This is a genomic window from Streptomyces spongiae, from assembly GCF_009377185.1.
Lineage (GTDB): Bacteria > Actinomycetota > Actinomycetes > Streptomycetales > Streptomycetaceae > Streptomyces > Streptomyces spongiae.
Genome location: NZ_VJZC01000260.1, coordinates 1 through 13,434, shown reverse-complemented (window position 1 = coordinate 13,434; position 13,434 = coordinate 1). Strand labels below are relative to the sequence as shown.

Sequence of the window (13,434 nt, the reverse complement as noted above, 5' to 3'; positions counted from 1 at the left end):
GTTTCTCGACCGGGCGGCCGGATCGAGGACACCGTGCCTGCTCGCGGTCACACGGGCTCGGTGAGCATCTCGTCGGGCTCGGTGAGCATCTCGTCGGGCTCGGTGAGCATCTCGTCGCGCAGGCGGGCGCAGCAGCCGCTGATCAGCCGGGAGACGTGCATCTGGGAGATGCCGAGCTGCTGAGCGATGCGGCTCTGCGTCATACCCCGGAAGAACCGCAGGTAGAGGATGGTGCGCTCGCGTTCCGGGAGCGCGCGCAGGCAGGGCTTGACGGACTCGCGGTCGACGACGAGGTCGAAGCCGATGTCCGGTCCGCCGAGGGCGTCCCCCAGCGAGAACCCGTCGTCGCTGCCCTGCAGCTCGGCGTCCAGCGACAGCGTGCTGAAGCAGTCCAGGGCCTCCATACCAACGAGTACGTCCTCCTCGCTGAGGTGGGCGTACTCGGCGATCTCGGCGACGGTCGGGCTGTGTCCGGAGACCTCCTGCGACAGGTCCTTCGACGCCGAGCGCACCCGGTTGCGCAGGTCCTGGACGCGGCGCGGCACGTGCAGGACCCACATGTGATCCCGGAAGTGCCGCTTGATCTCGCCGGTGATGGTGGGGACGGCGTAGCTCTCGAAGGCGTTCCCCCGCACCGGGTCGTAACGGTCGACAGCCTTGACGAGGCCGAGCGCCGCCACCTGGCAGAGGTCTTCGAGGGACTCGCCGCGCCCCCGGAACCGGACTGCGATCCGCTCGGCCATGGGCAACCACGCCTGGACGATCTCGTCACGCACGGCCCGGCGCTCCGGCCCGTCCTTGAGCGTGCAGAGCCTGTCGAACGCGTCGGCCGTGTCGGGGGCGTCGTCGTGTGGGTGTTGCTTCGTTCTGACGGTGATGCGCATGCGTATCGCATCTCCCTCCACGAGTGACCGGGCAGTCACCAAAGGGAGGGCGCGCGCTCGAACCCGTACGGGAGACACCCGGGGCCTGGCGCACCAGCTCCCACGGACGTGCCTCCTGTCCGAAGCACTGTTCGACCATTTTCCCCTTTCCGGACGAAAGAAACAATTCGGTGCCGTGTGTGGCCTGCTCTTGAGGGCGCCGCACTGAAGGGGCCATGATCGCTTCATGAGGCAGCGCTCAGTGACCCTGGACAGGATCACCTCGGAGGACTGGCCGGCTGTTCACGCATGGGCGTGTCGTGCGGAGGCGTGTCGCTACCAGCCGTGGGGGCCGAACGCGGAACACGAGACCCGGGAGTTCGTGGAAGGCGCGGTCAAAGCCTGGTCGGACAGCCCTCAGTCCCGGTTCTGCTATGTGGCCCGCCTCGGTGGGGACGCTGTGGGCATGGGTGAACTGCATGTTCGCAGTGACGTCCAGCGCCAGGGCGAGATCTCCTACATCGTGCACCCGCGGGTCTGGGGGCAAGGCATAGGGACACAGATCGCACGGCGGCTTCTCACGTATGGCTTCGGCGAGTTGGGACTCCATCGGATCCATGCCACCTGCGATCCACGGAATGTCGGCTCCGCCCGGGTGCTGGCCAAGCTCGGAATGACGCGGGAAGGACACCTGCGCCACACCCGGTTGATCCGGGACGGCTGGCGGGACTCCCTGGTCTTCAGCATCCTCGAAGAGGAATGGCGCCCCACGGGGCAGAGCAGCGCACCAACGGGGTGACCTCGTGCCGCGAGGCGCGCCGGTCAGCGCCCCTGGCCGGTGTCGTCCTCCCCCGCCTCCAGGAGGTTGGCCGCGGCGCCGACGATCCGTGGGTCGGGGGTGCCTACGACCTCGTCGTCCTTGTCGGTGTAGTCGAAGCGGGCCAGCACACTGCGCATGGCCTCGACACGGGCCCGCTTCTTGTCGTTGCTCTTGACCACCGTCCAGGGCGCCTGGTCGGTGTCCGTCTCGCGGAACATGGCGACCTTGGCGGCGGTGTAGTCGCCCCAGCGGTCCAGCGAGGCCAGGTCCATGGGGCTGAGCTTCCACTGCCGTACGGGATCGACCTGACGGATCGTGAAGCGGGTACGCTGCTCGCCCTGCGACACCGAGAACCAGAACTTGACCAGGTCCACGCCGTCGTCCACGAGCATCCGCTCGAAGGCGGGCGCCTGACGCATGAAGCGGCGGTACTCGTCGTCCGTGCAGAAGCCCATCACCCGCTCGACGCCTGCCCTGTTGTACCAGGACCGGTCGAACATCACTATCTCGCCCTCGGTCGGCAGGTGCTCGACATACCGCTGGAAGTACCACTGGCCGCGCTCGCGCTCGGTCGGTTTCTCCAGCGCCACGACGCGGGCACCACGCGGGTTGAGGTGCTCGGTGAAACGTTTGATCGTGCCGCCCTTGCCGGCCGCGTCACGGCCCTCGAAGACGATGACGAGCCGTCGGCCGGTCTCCTTGATCCAGCTCTGCAGCTTCAGCAGTTCGATCTGCTGAAGCCGCTTGTGCCACTCGTACTCAGGGCGCTCCATGCGGCTCTCGTACGGGTAGTTCTCCCGCCAGGTGTCCACGGGGCTGCCGTCCGGCCGGATCAGCACCGGGTCGTCCTGGTCGGTGTAGTCGACCCGCAGCCCTGACAGCAGTTCGGTCATACCGGTCTCGTCTCCGGGGTGTGAGAGGTTGTTGTGGGCTCGGTGCGTCAGTGGAACTGCGGCACGATCAGATAGATGCCGTACGCCACCACCGCCGCGCACGCCACGAAGCACAGCGCGGCCTGGGCGAGGCCCAGCGCGTGGGTGCCGCCGACGTCCGTGCGCGCTTCCTCGAACCGGGCGAGGCCCAGCACGCCGAGGGCGAAGACGACCACCACGCCGACGGTCACTCCCGTGCTCACCGCGGCCACTTCGCCGAGGGCGGTCCAGTCAAGTTGCATCGATCGACTCTCCTGGTTCAGGCGGCCGCGGGGATGTCCGCGGCCGCGGTGGTGCGGACGGTGACCTGGTGGGTGTCGTTGACGTTGTGCGCGTGCACGGGGTTGCGGCGGGAGGCGACCACGATGCCGCCGGCGACAGCGAGGGCTGCCAGGGCGATGAGCGCGGTGCCGAGGTCACCGCCGTGCTTGACGACACTCGCCGCGACGCCGCCCACCAGCGCGGCCGCAGGCAGGGTGACCAGCCAGGCGATCACCATTCGGCCCGCCGTTCCCCAGCGCACCTCGGCCAGGCGCCTGCCCAGGCCCGCGCCGAGGATGCCTCCGGAGCACACCTGGGTGGTGGAGAGCGCGAAGCCGAGGTGGGCGGAGGTGAGGATCACGGTCGTCGAGGCGGCCTCGGCGGCGAAGCCCTGCGGGGACTGGATGTCGGTCAGGCCCTTGCCCATGGTGCGGATGATCCGCCAGCCACCCAGGTAGGTGCCGAGGCCGATGGCGAGGCCCGCCGACGCGATCACCCAGAGCGGCGGACCGGCGTCGTGGCCGAGCGCGCCGGCCGAGATCAGGGTCAGCGTGATGACGCCCATCGTCTTCTGCGCGTCGTTCGTGCCGTGCGCCAGCGAGACCAGCGAAGCCGAGGCGATCTGCCCGGCCTTGAAGCTCTTGGTCACGGACTCCTTGCGGGCACGTGCGGTGACCTTGTACGCGAGGTAGGTCGCGAGCAGCGCCGCCACACCGGCCACGAGCGGTGAGGCCACGGCCGGGACGAGCACCTTCTCGACCACCTTGTCGAAGTGCACACCGTTGGAACCGGCACCCACCCACACGGCACCGATCAGACCGCCGAACAGGGCGTGGGAGGAACTGGACGGCAGCCCCAGCAACCACGTCAGCAGATTCCACAGGATCGCACCGACCAGCCCGGCGAAGATCATCGCCGGCGACACCAGCGCGTCGTCCACGATGCCGCCCGAGATCGTCTTCGCCACCTCGGTCGACAGGAACGCGCCCACCACGTTCAGCACTCCGCTGATCAGGACCGCCGTTCTCGGCTTGAGCGCGCCCGTCGCGATGGACGTCGCCATCGCGTTCGCGGTGTCGTGGAACCCGTTGGTGAAGTCGAAGGCCAGCGCCGTGACGATGACGACCGCCACGAGGAACGTGATGTGGTCCATTCCTCGATGGAAGCGAGCGCTTTCATACAACGGGCGAACCGCAGGCAAAGACCGAGCATGCCGAATGGAATGAACATGCATAGGCCCCGGGAAACCGCACCCGGTGTCGTGGGCATCCAGCCATAACCGGCCCGACGCCTTGACGTGTCCACATCCGTGATCGAGCATCGGGAGGCTCGATGGCTTCTGGTCGATTCTGTTCGTCTCTGTGTTCTGGAGTGTTCTGGAAGGGAGTGCCGTGTCCAGCCGACATCGCAACATCCGGGCGTTGGCGCCAGCAGTTCCCCTGGTGCTCGGCGCGAGCCTCGTCGCCGCACCGGCCGCCACTGCACCGGCCGCCGCAGCGGACGCGCCGCCGCAGAGCGCGGTTACCGTGCGGATCGATCCGTCCTACCAGCAGCAGGAGTTCGAGGGGTGGGGTACGAGTCTCGTCTGGTTCGCCAACGCCACGGGCGGCTATCCGGATCCCATCCGAAGACGGCTCGTCGACATGCTGTTCGGTGACGACGGTCTCGCCCTGAACATCGCGCGGTACAACATCGGTGGTGGCAACGCGCCCGACGTCCGCAAGGACTACATGAAGGCGGGCGCGACCATGGAGGGCTTCTGGAAGGCCCCCGAGGGAACCACCCGGCAGGACATGGACTGGTGGGACCCGAACAACGAGGACCACTGGAACTGGGACGCCGACGCGGGCCAGCGCTGGTGGGTGGACCAGGTCAAGAAGAAGGTCACCCGCTGGGAGGCGTTCAGCAACTCGCCGCCGTGGTTCCAGACGGTCAGCGGATACGTCTCCGGCGGGTTCGACGCCAGTACGGACCAGATCAGAGCCGACCGCGTCGACGACTTCGCCACCTATCTGGTGCGCGTGAGCGAGCAGTTGGAGAAGAAGCACCGCATCACCTTCGACACCATCGACCCCCTCAACGAGCCCAACACCCCCTACTGGGGCACCCAGATCGGCGCGGACGGCCGGCCCACCGGCGGGCGCCAGGAAGGCGCGCACGCCGGGCCGGAGCTCCAGCAGAAGGTGGTCCTCGCACTCCAGGACGCGCTCCGCGGGGCGAAGACCCGCGCCAAGGTCTCCGCCATGGACGAGACCAACCCCGGCATCTTCACCCAGAACTGGAACGCCTACGGCACCGCCGCCCGGAACGCCGTCGACCAGCTCAACGTGCACACGTACGGCACGGGCATGCGCACCAGCGCCCGCGACATCGCCAAGGGCGCCGACAAGAAGCTCTGGATGAGCGAGGTCGAGGGCACCTGGGGCACGGGCACCGACTTCACCAGCATGGAGCCGGGGCTCGGCATCGCCACCCGGATGGTCGACGACATGCGCGAACTGGAGCCCTCCGCCTGGGTGTTCTGGCAGCCGGTCGAGGACGCCATCCCCCAGGCCGCGGCCGGCAAGAACTGGGGCAGCATCCACGTCCCGTTCAACTGCACGGCCGAGGACACCCTGGAGACCTGCCCGATCCGGACCAACTCCAAGTTCAACACCATCCGTAACTTCACCCATCACATCCGCCCCGGCGACCACTTCGTGAAGGTCGACGACCCGTCCAGCGTGGCGGCCGTCAAGAAGTCCGGTCGGGCGGCGACCGTGGTGCACGTGAACAGCGGCACGTCCGCGCGCTCCGTGACCCTCGACCTCTCGCGCTTCGGCAAGGTCACGCCCAAGGCCACCGTCACACCGGTGGTGACGAGCGCCGACGGCGCCCTCGAACGCGGCACACCGGTCCGGGTCACCGACCGGGCGGCCACCCTCACCGTCCCCGCGAAGTCGGTCACGACCTTCCTGGTCCAGGGTGTCAGCGGCGTGGCCAAGGACGCGGCCCTCGTGCAGCCCGGCCATGTCTACCGGCTGCAGGGCGCGCAGAGCGGGAAGTCGCTGGCTCCGTCGGCCGACGGCAGCGGCGTCGTCATCCGTACGACCGACGCCGGCAGCGCGGACCAGCTGTGGGCCGTCAGGAAGCTGACGCGCGGCACCGACCACCGTGAGCGCTACACCCTCACCGGCGCCACGACCGGCAAGCGGCTCGCCGTACGCGACAACCAGGCCGTCCTCGAGGACCCGGGCGCGCCGGACGGCCAAGTACCCGAAGCCGCCCAGTGGATCATGTCGACGACCGGCGACAACACCTGGACCTTCGTCAACGCCGCCACCGGCCGCCTGATCGACGTCACCGGGCAGTCCACGGCGGACGGCGCCAAGGTGTCGACGTACACCCCGACCTCGGCGGCGAACCAGCGCTGGTCCGTGGCCGACGAGACGGTGCTACGCACCGAGCCCGCCGAGGTCTTCACCGTCCCCGGCCTGCGGCCGAAGCTCCCGGAGTCGGTGACGCCGGTGTTCCGGGACGGCTCCCGGGGCTCCCTGCCCGTGGTGTGGGACCTCCCGCCCGACCGGAAGTGGAGCGATCCCGGGACCGTGCGCGTCAAGGGCGAGGCGACGGACGCCCTCGGGCGGAAGATCCCCGCGAGGGCGGTCGTCACCGTCGACACGATCGCCTCGACCCTCCCGGGCCGCGCCAAGACCTACGTGGGCGGGGATCCGAAGCTGCCGGACACGGTCGTCGGGGTCGGCAGGAACGGAGGCCGGGCCGATCTCCCCGTGACCTGGACCCCGGCACCGGACGGGGCGTTCGACACGACCGGGGTCGTGACGCTGCGCGGCGTCGCACAGGTCGTAGGCGGCAGCACCGTCGACGCGTCCGTGCGCGTGCAGGTCACCGAACCGGTGGAGACCAACATCGCGCCCGACGACGACGTCTCGGTCGGCGCCACGTTCACCGAGAGCGGCTACTCCGCGGAACGCCTGCGCAACGGCGACCTCTCCGAGAAGGCATGGTCCAACTGGAAGTCGGGGACCAAGAACTCCTCCGACACCATCACCTTCACGCTGCCGGCGGCACGCGACCTGGACCGGGTCGTGGCCCACTTCCACCGGGACGGGACCAACGTCTCCTTCCCCGAGAGCCTGAAGGTGCAGGTACGGAAGGGCGACGACAGTGCGTGGACCGACGCGAGCGACACCGTCGAGGTAGGGACCGAGGGCACGCCGGTGGTCGACGTCCCGCTGGAGGCAGGACCGGCGACCGCGGTCCGTGTGATCATGACCGCGCGTCAGGGCGGCTACATCACCATGAGCGAGATCGAGGTGTACGCCAGGGCGCCCGGCGTCTCCTCGGACGCCGCCGCCACGTCGATCGAGGTGGCCGGAGTCCCGGTCACGGCGTTCGACCCCGACACGACCGACTACCGGGTCGTCACCGGCGACCCGAACCGGAGCACGGTCACGGCGACGGCACGCGACCCCTACGCGAGCGTCGCGGTCGACCGGACCACCGAGGGCCGCCGGACCCGGGCCGTCGTCACCGTGACCAGCGAGGACGGATCACGGACACGGACGTACCGGATCGAACTCGTGCGCCGCTGAGGCGGCCCTGCGGGGCATCGGGACCCTACGGGACATCGGGAAGGGGAGCCGCGGCCGGGCTCCCCTTCCCTCCCTCACATCGACTTCAGCTTCAAGTAGCGGCGCATCTCCGGCAGTTCGGTCAGGGCGACGAGGACCAGGACGGCCGTGAAGGCTCCGACGGAGGCCCTCACGATGTTCGAGGGGATGAGGAGACCTCTTTTCCTCATGGCAGGTTCACCTCCTCTCCGCTGCGTCGGCGAGCAGATCGGCGATGAGGGACTCGACGAACGGCACGGACCGCTCGACGGCTTCACGCACCGGTTCGCTGAGGCCGACGACGACGTCCACTTCGTCGCCGTTCATACGGACCTCGGGCTCGCACCCGACGACGAGGACGCGGGGAAGCGTCCCGTCGCCCAGGTGACGGGCGAGGGCGAGGACCTTGACGGGGTCCATGGCATGCGCCTCGGGAGCGCCCTCGCCGGGCAGTGCGGCGACATCCGGCTCGATGAGGCTGAGGGTGCCGGGTGACTCGCCGTGCGGCATGGCGTCCAGCAGGACCACGGTGTCGTAGCCGTCCAGCATGCGGTAGGCGAGGTCCATCCCTCGGATGCCGAAGTCGGCGACGTGGACCCCGTCGGGCCAGGACCGGCTGGCCAGGGCGGTGGCGGCCTCGGGGCCGAAGCCGTCGTCGGCCATGAAGATGTTGCCGACGCCCGCGACGAGGACGCGGTGACCCGGCGGGGAGCCGGCCGGTCCGTCGAGCGGTTCGAGCTCGTCGGGGGCGAAGAAGAACCGGTGGCCGATCTGACTCGCGGACCCCAGGTCGCGGCCCGGGTCGCCGTCGAGGACGACCGCGACGTGCACCTGTCCCTCGAAGTCCTCCTCCACCGCGGCGACTTCGGCGATCCGCCCCGCCAGGGCCAGGTCCATGATGTCCGCCCGCCGGGACGGCCGCAGCCGCACCCGCGTGCCGGGGCGGTAGGAGACGCCGTTCACATCCCCTCCCCCGTGGCCGCGCGGAACTCCCGGATGGCGCCGTGCAGGCCCATCAGTTCGTCCATGCCGAGCCCGGCGCAGCGGTCGAGGATCTCGCGTGCCCGCGGGTCGCTCGCCCGTGCCTCGGCCTGTTCCTCCTCGGTCAGGCTCAGCACGCTCAGCACGAGCAACTGGTCGATCTCCGTTCCGTCGAACAGGTCGCCCGGGCTCTCGGGCGCGACGCGCGGGAAGTCGTACAGGGTGACCGGCGAGGACAGCACGGTGTGGGCCCGGCCGTCGCCGTCGTCAGTGCCGACCAGCACGGGCCAGGTGCCCTCGTTGCAGCAGGCGGCGGCCTGGTCGCGCAGCGCGGTGGGCGGATCGAGGAGCGAGACGAAACGGCCGTGCTCGCAGTGCAGCACGGTGTGGGTGGAGACGAAGGCGTACGCGGCGGCGGCCTCCCGCGCGTGACGGGCGCCCCGCTCGGGGACCGGGCAGTCGGTGGTGTTGGCGATCCGCACGGTCAGTCGGCGCACGCCGTCCGCGACCGGCTCGGCCGTGACCTCCACCGTGCCGCTGAGCCGTCGCCAGGTCCGTACGAGGGCGGCGGTCCCACCCAGGGGCTCGGTGTCGGTGCCCTCGGGGATGTCGACTGCAGAGGTGCCGGGGACGCCGGTCAGCACGACCTCGCGTTCGGTCACTTCCTGCCAGCTGACGTACCGCTCCCCCGCCAGGGTCAGCTCGTCGACGGGGTGGCCGTCCCGCATGACCGTGCGGTCCACCACCTGTAGGAACCGCACGCGGACCGTCAGGTCGTCGGCGGGTCCCTCGTGGAGCACCTGGGTGGTCATGACGGCCCGTTCGCCGAGCACGTCGGCACAGGCGGCCGGGAAGACGGCGCCGAAGGTCCAGCGTTTGGTGTTCTTCAGCGCGGACCGCCGGTAGGGCCACAGCAGATAGCCCTCGTACAGGCAGGTCCGGGTGATCTTCTCGACCTCGGAGAGGTCGGGGACGGTCGGGACGCCCGACAGGTCCGAGTGGTCGGTGAGGGTCATGAGATGGAGGTCCCCGAGTGGTGGAGGGCGGCACTGTCGAGCAGGGCGCGTACGGCGTCGTCGGGGCTGCCGAGGACATGCCGGGCGCGGTAGGCGTCGAGCCTGTCGTAGGTGTGGCGGGAGAGCCGCAGCCAGGGGCTGCCCGCGTGGTAGCGGTCGGTCAGGGAGTGCCACAGGCCGGCCGGCAGGGCGTAGCGTGTGTCGCCGTCCGTCCAGGAGATCCGGGAGGCGGCGAGCCCGTGCCCGCCGGGGGCCTTGTGGAAGACGGTGCCGCTGAACAGGAAGTCCAGCGGTACGTCGCCGTCGCGCACCGCGCGCAGGTACTTGGCGACGGCCAGCTCGGTGTCGTAGGGGCACTCGACGGGGATCTCCACCGTCGTGCGGTCGTCGAACGCGGGGACGTGGACGGTGGTCCGTGCCCAGGTGAGCGGCCGCATGCCGCTCGCCCACTGCTCCGGCGCCCCGAACAGCTCGGCGAGGGCGTCCTCGGCCTCCCGCCCGTAGCGGCGCCGGGCGACGTCGATGCGCACGACGGTGTTCAGGGCGATCGAGCCGACGGGGCTGCCGCCGGTCCGGGCGATCTCCAGCCGGAAGCGGAGGGTGGGCAGCGCGGCGAAGCGCTCCTCCTCCGCTCCGGTGACGGCGAACGCCAGGTCCGGCGCCACCGGAGCGGACAGCGCGACAGGCGCCGTCATGCGGGGGACAGGTTCGGCATGTCCCGGTCGACCGGGTTGCGGTGCCGGGCGTTGATGCCGGTGGAGCGGCGGGCCGTGGAGCGGTCGTCGCGGCGGTGTCCCGGCTGACGCTTGTACATGCCCTTGTGGTTGCCGCGCCGTACGCCGGCGACGTGCGCGGGCTTGTCGGGCTCGACGTCGGGTCTGCCTACGGTGATGCCCATGACGCCTCCTCGATGGGGAAGGGGGTGGGTTCGGTCGGTTCGGTGAGTGCTCGGAAGAAGTCCTCGACCCGCTGCCACACCTCGGGGCCGCCGTCCAGTCCCTTCCAGTGTGCGCGCACGACGGCAACCAGGCGGAAGCAGTCGTCGAGCGGGACGAGCCAGTGCTCGCTCGCGCCGCGGGCCCGGTTCACCAGCAGGGCTCGGACGTCGCTGACGGACTCCGGCAAGTCGGGATGGCACTGCTCGACCTCGCGCCAGTTGTCCGGAGGGACGGTGGCACGCAGCGCGCCCAGCGGGCTCGGGTACGCCGCGGTGACCTCCTCGGTCTCCTCCGAACGGGTGAAGAAGGCGAGGGAGACGGGGACGCCGAGGCCGGCCCACAGGGTGTCGTCGATGTGGCAGTCGTCGAGCCGCCGCCGTTCCTCGGGCAGCAGCCGGTAGCCACCGGAGGAGGTGGCCCCGTGGTCGAACAGCACGGCGCAGGCACGGCAGGCGCAGGAGACGCCTCCGGTGGCGAGCTGGAGTACATGGCGGTGCGGGTGCCCGTACACCAGCGGTTCGGCGCACAGGTCGCACTGCTGCTCACGTTCGCGCCGGTCCCCGGCCCGGGCCGCCCGCCGGGCCACGCGCCTCAGCCCGCTCATCCGCAGGCACCTCCGCCGACGGGCGTACGGTCACGATCGCGGTCGCGGTCGCGGTCGCGGAACAGCGCGTCGACGGGGATCAGCGCCCCCTCCGCCCGGCCGGTCTCGACCCGTACGTCCTCGATCTCCGGCGCCCGCGCGGCCACCGCGTCCCGTACGGCCTGCTCGGTCCCGGCCGAACCGCAGCCGCCGCCCTGGATCCGGATGCGTACGGCGTTCTCGGAGAGCTCCACCAGTTCCGGAGGGCCGGGCAGTTCGGCGAGGGCCCGCAGGACCCGGGTCTCGACCGGTTCGGGGTGCAGGTCGTGGATCAGCAGCAGGTGTCCGACCAGTTCGTCGGCCACCAGCCGGCCCAGCAGGTCGGGGTGTTCGGCCAGTTCGGCGGTGATCCGCCCCAGGCACTGTCCGTACAGCCCGACGAGTGCCTCGACGGTCTGTGCGGCCCGGGCCGCGGCGACGCCGTCCGGCAGGGTGTCCAGGCCGGACAACCGCTCCTCGGCCAGTGCCACCTGGCCGCGGGCGTACGCGTCGTCCCAGGGCTCGAAGGGCATCAGTGACCCGCCTGGCCGGCCAGGGCGCCGAAGGTCGGCGAGTGGGACTGGGTGAGGGTGCGGCCACCGCCGAGGTACATGTGGACGCCGCACGGCAGACAGGGGTCGAAGCTGCGGACGGTGCGCATGATGTCGATGCCCTTGAAGTTCTCCGCCCCGTTCTCCTCGAAGATCGGGCAGCCCTGCACCGCGTCCTCGTACGGTCCCGGCGTGCCGTAGAAGTCGCGCGGGCTGGCGTTCCACGGGGTCGGCGGGTACGGGTGGTAGTTGGCGATCTTGCCGTCGCGGATCACCATGTGGTGGCTGAGGACACCGCGTACGGCCTCGTGGAAGCCGCAGCCGATGGCGTCCTTGGGCACCTTGAAGTCCTGGAAGGTCTTGGTGACTCCGGAGCGGACCTCGTTCAGGGCCTGGTCGACGAAGTGCAGCGCCATGCCGGCCGCGTAGGCGACGAAGTACATACGGGCCCGGTTGCGCTCGATGGTGTTGGGGAAGGGCGGCGGCGTCCACTCCAGCCGGACCTCGGGCGAGGACGGCGTCTTCGGCAGGTCGATCTGCACGCTGTGCCCGGTGGAACGGACGTAGGGCGTGTTCACCTTGTCCGCCAGGGCGGTTGCCCACAGGCGGGCGATGGGGCCGCCGCCGGTGTCCAGGGCGAGGAAGTCGTTGGTGCGCTTGTCGAACCAGCGGGGGCTCATCACCCAGCTGTAGTTGCCGCCGTTGAGGTCGCGCTTCTGCGGGGCGGGCAGGGTGGTCTGGTTCCAGGGGTGGCGCTTGTCGACCGGGTTGCCCAGCGGGTCCTTGTCGACGAAGGTCTCCTCGCCGGTCCAGTCCTGGTAGTAGGAGCTGCCGAGCAGGATGCGCATGCCGAGGTTGATGTCCACCAGGTCCGTGGTGACGAGTTGGTTGTCGACCACGATGCCCGGGGTGACGAACATGCGGTTGCCCCACTCGTTCATGTTCTTGTAGTCGTAGTCGACAATCTCCGGGTCCTGGAACGCGCCCCAGCAGCCGAGCATGGTGCGGCGGCGGCCGACCTCCTCGTAGCCGGGCAGGGCCTCGTAGAAGAAGTCGAAGACGTCGTCGTTCATGGCGACGGCGCGCTTGACGAAGTCCAGGCAGCGGGTGAGGCGCACCAGGTAGTCGGTGAACAGCTGGGGGGTCGCGACCGTGCCGACTCCGCCCGGGTAGAGCGTGGAGGGGTGCACGTGGCGGCCCTCCATGAGACAGATCATCTCGCGGGTGAGGCGGCTCATCACCAGCGCCTCTTTGTACGTGGCCCCTTCGAAGGGGTTGTACGAGCGCATGATGTCGCCGATGGTGCGGTGGCCGTGCTGGTCGCCGCGCGGGGCGGGGGTGCGCTCGGCGCGCTCCCACACACCCGGGTTGGTCTCCTTGACCATGCGTTCGCAGTAGTCGACGAAGACCATGTTGTCCTGGAAGATCGTGTGGTCGAACATGTACTCGGCGGCCTCGCCGAGGTTGATGATCCACTCGGCGAGCGGCGGCGGCTTCACGCCGTACGCCATGTTCTGCGCGTACACCGAGCAGGTGGCGTGGTTGTCCCCGCAGATGCCGCAGATGCGGCTGGTGATGAAGTGCGCGTCGCGGGGGTCCTTGCCCTTCATGAAGACGCTGTAGCCGCGGAAGATCGACGAGGTGCTCCTGCACTCCACGACCTCACGGGCATTGAAGTCGACCTTCGTGTAGATGCCCAGGTTGCCGACGATCCGGGTGATGGGATCAAACGCTACGTCGGTGAGGGTGCGCTCCTCCGTGGGAGCGGCCTGGCTCGTCGTCACTGGGCGGGTTCCTTTCGCACAAGGGGGCACACAGGGGGGTCACTCACGGGCGG

Annotated in this window: 14 protein-coding genes; 2 read left to right on the top strand and 12 right to left on the bottom strand. The window is 69.9% G+C overall.

Going from position 1 to position 13,434, the window contains the following annotated elements:
- Positions 1 to 47 precede the first annotated feature (47 nt).
- Complete coding sequence (locus tag FNH08_RS28725) at positions 48 to 884, bottom strand: RNA polymerase sigma factor SigF (protein WP_152774439.1); 837 nt, start codon at positions 882 to 884, stop codon at positions 48 to 50.
- 226 nt (positions 885 to 1,110) lie between these two features.
- On the opposite strand from FNH08_RS28725, the gene FNH08_RS28720 reads away from it, so the two are divergent.
- Positions 1,111 to 1,662, top strand: coding sequence for a GNAT family N-acetyltransferase (locus FNH08_RS28720; RefSeq protein ID WP_152774438.1), 552 nt, complete (start codon positions 1,111 to 1,113; stop codon positions 1,660 to 1,662).
- Between the two features lie 23 nt (positions 1,663 to 1,685).
- Here FNH08_RS28720 and ppk2 read toward each other — a convergent pair whose 3' ends face one another.
- The 3 genes from ppk2 to FNH08_RS28705 are packed head-to-tail and all read right to left on the bottom strand — an operon-like array spanning position 1,686 to position 4,029.
- Positions 1,686 to 2,576, bottom strand: a complete 891-nt coding sequence (ppk2, locus tag FNH08_RS28715) for a polyphosphate kinase 2 (protein WP_152774437.1) — start codon at positions 2,574 to 2,576, stop codon at positions 1,686 to 1,688.
- Positions 2,577 to 2,623: 47 nt separating this feature from the next.
- Entirely contained in the window at positions 2,624 to 2,857 is a 234-nt protein-coding gene (locus tag FNH08_RS28710; protein ID WP_152774436.1) for a hypothetical protein, read from the bottom strand.
- A gap of 17 nt (positions 2,858 to 2,874) precedes the next feature.
- Positions 2,875 to 4,029, bottom strand: coding sequence for an inorganic phosphate transporter (locus tag FNH08_RS28705; protein WP_152774435.1), 1,155 nt, complete (start codon positions 4,027 to 4,029; stop codon positions 2,875 to 2,877).
- 238 nt (positions 4,030 to 4,267) lie between these two features.
- On the opposite strand from FNH08_RS28705, the gene FNH08_RS28700 reads away from it, so the two are divergent.
- Entirely contained in the window at positions 4,268 to 7,471 is a 3,204-nt protein-coding gene (locus FNH08_RS28700) for a glycoside hydrolase (RefSeq protein ID WP_322725634.1), read from the top strand.
- A 74-nt stretch (positions 7,472 to 7,545) separates the two neighbouring features.
- On the opposite strand, the gene FNH08_RS53225 is transcribed toward FNH08_RS28700, so the two are convergent.
- The 8 genes from FNH08_RS53225 to FNH08_RS28665 are packed head-to-tail and all read right to left on the bottom strand — an operon-like array spanning position 7,546 to position 13,381.
- Positions 7,546 to 7,680, bottom strand: coding sequence for a DUF6893 family small protein (locus tag FNH08_RS53225; RefSeq protein ID WP_265579806.1), 135 nt, complete (start codon positions 7,678 to 7,680; stop codon positions 7,546 to 7,548).
- A gap of 7 nt (positions 7,681 to 7,687) precedes the next feature.
- Positions 7,688 to 8,452, bottom strand: coding sequence for a hydrogenase maturation protease (locus FNH08_RS28695; protein WP_322725632.1), 765 nt, complete (start codon positions 8,450 to 8,452; stop codon positions 7,688 to 7,690).
- Entirely contained in the window at positions 8,449 to 9,486 is a 1,038-nt protein-coding gene (locus FNH08_RS28690; RefSeq protein WP_152774434.1) for a hypothetical protein, read from the bottom strand. The genes FNH08_RS28695 and FNH08_RS28690 overlap by 4 nt, the downstream gene beginning before the upstream one ends.
- Positions 9,483 to 10,181 carry a DUF6084 family protein gene (locus FNH08_RS28685; RefSeq protein WP_152774433.1) on the bottom strand — a complete coding sequence of 233 codons (699 nt, stop codon included), beginning with the start codon at positions 10,179 to 10,181 and terminating at the stop codon, positions 9,483 to 9,485. The genes FNH08_RS28690 and FNH08_RS28685 overlap by 4 nt, the downstream gene beginning before the upstream one ends.
- A complete protein-coding gene (locus tag FNH08_RS28680; RefSeq protein WP_152774432.1) occupies positions 10,178 to 10,384 on the bottom strand; it encodes a hypothetical protein in 207 nt (68 codons plus the stop codon). Before FNH08_RS28680 ends, FNH08_RS28685 begins: the two co-directional genes overlap by 4 nt.
- Positions 10,369 to 11,028, bottom strand: coding sequence for a DUF5947 family protein (locus tag FNH08_RS28675; protein WP_194238651.1), 660 nt, complete (start codon positions 11,026 to 11,028; stop codon positions 10,369 to 10,371). Before FNH08_RS28675 ends, FNH08_RS28680 begins: the two co-directional genes overlap by 16 nt.
- Positions 11,025 to 11,579, bottom strand: a complete 555-nt coding sequence (locus FNH08_RS28670; RefSeq protein ID WP_194238650.1) for a nitrogen fixation protein NifU — start codon at positions 11,577 to 11,579, stop codon at positions 11,025 to 11,027. The genes FNH08_RS28675 and FNH08_RS28670 overlap by 4 nt, the downstream gene beginning before the upstream one ends.
- Positions 11,579 to 13,381, bottom strand: a complete 1,803-nt coding sequence (locus tag FNH08_RS28665) for a nickel-dependent hydrogenase large subunit (protein ID WP_322725631.1) — start codon at positions 13,379 to 13,381, stop codon at positions 11,579 to 11,581. The genes FNH08_RS28670 and FNH08_RS28665 overlap by 1 nt, the downstream gene beginning before the upstream one ends.
- Between the last annotated feature and the right edge of the window lie 53 nt (positions 13,382 to 13,434).

Excerpts from the sequence above, each read along its gene's own strand:
- FNH08_RS28720 (WP_152774438.1), top strand. The coding sequence starts at position 1,111 with ATGAGGCAGCGCTCAGTGACCCTGGACAGGATCACCTCGGAGGACTGG.
- FNH08_RS28670 (WP_194238650.1), bottom strand. The coding sequence starts at position 11,579 with ATGCCCTTCGAGCCCTGGGACGACGCGTACGCCCGCGGCCAGGTGGCA.
- FNH08_RS28725 (WP_152774439.1), bottom strand. The coding sequence starts at position 884 with ATGCGCATCACCGTCAGAACGAAGCAACACCCACACGACGACGCCCCC.
- FNH08_RS53225 (WP_265579806.1), bottom strand. The coding sequence starts at position 7,680 with ATGAGGAAAAGAGGTCTCCTCATCCCCTCGAACATCGTGAGGGCCTCC.
- FNH08_RS28685 (WP_152774433.1), bottom strand. The coding sequence starts at position 10,181 with ATGACGGCGCCTGTCGCGCTGTCCGCTCCGGTGGCGCCGGACCTGGCG.
- FNH08_RS28710 (WP_152774436.1), bottom strand. The coding sequence starts at position 2,857 with ATGCAACTTGACTGGACCGCCCTCGGCGAAGTGGCCGCGGTGAGCACG.
- ppk2 (WP_152774437.1), bottom strand. The coding sequence starts at position 2,576 with ATGACCGAACTGCTGTCAGGGCTGCGGGTCGACTACACCGACCAGGAC.
- FNH08_RS28690 (WP_152774434.1), bottom strand. The coding sequence starts at position 9,486 with ATGACCCTCACCGACCACTCGGACCTGTCGGGCGTCCCGACCGTCCCC.
- FNH08_RS28675 (WP_194238651.1), bottom strand. The coding sequence starts at position 11,028 with ATGAGCGGGCTGAGGCGCGTGGCCCGGCGGGCGGCCCGGGCCGGGGAC.
- FNH08_RS28680 (WP_152774432.1), bottom strand. The coding sequence starts at position 10,384 with ATGGGCATCACCGTAGGCAGACCCGACGTCGAGCCCGACAAGCCCGCG.
- FNH08_RS28705 (WP_152774435.1), bottom strand. The coding sequence starts at position 4,029 with ATGGACCACATCACGTTCCTCGTGGCGGTCGTCATCGTCACGGCGCTG.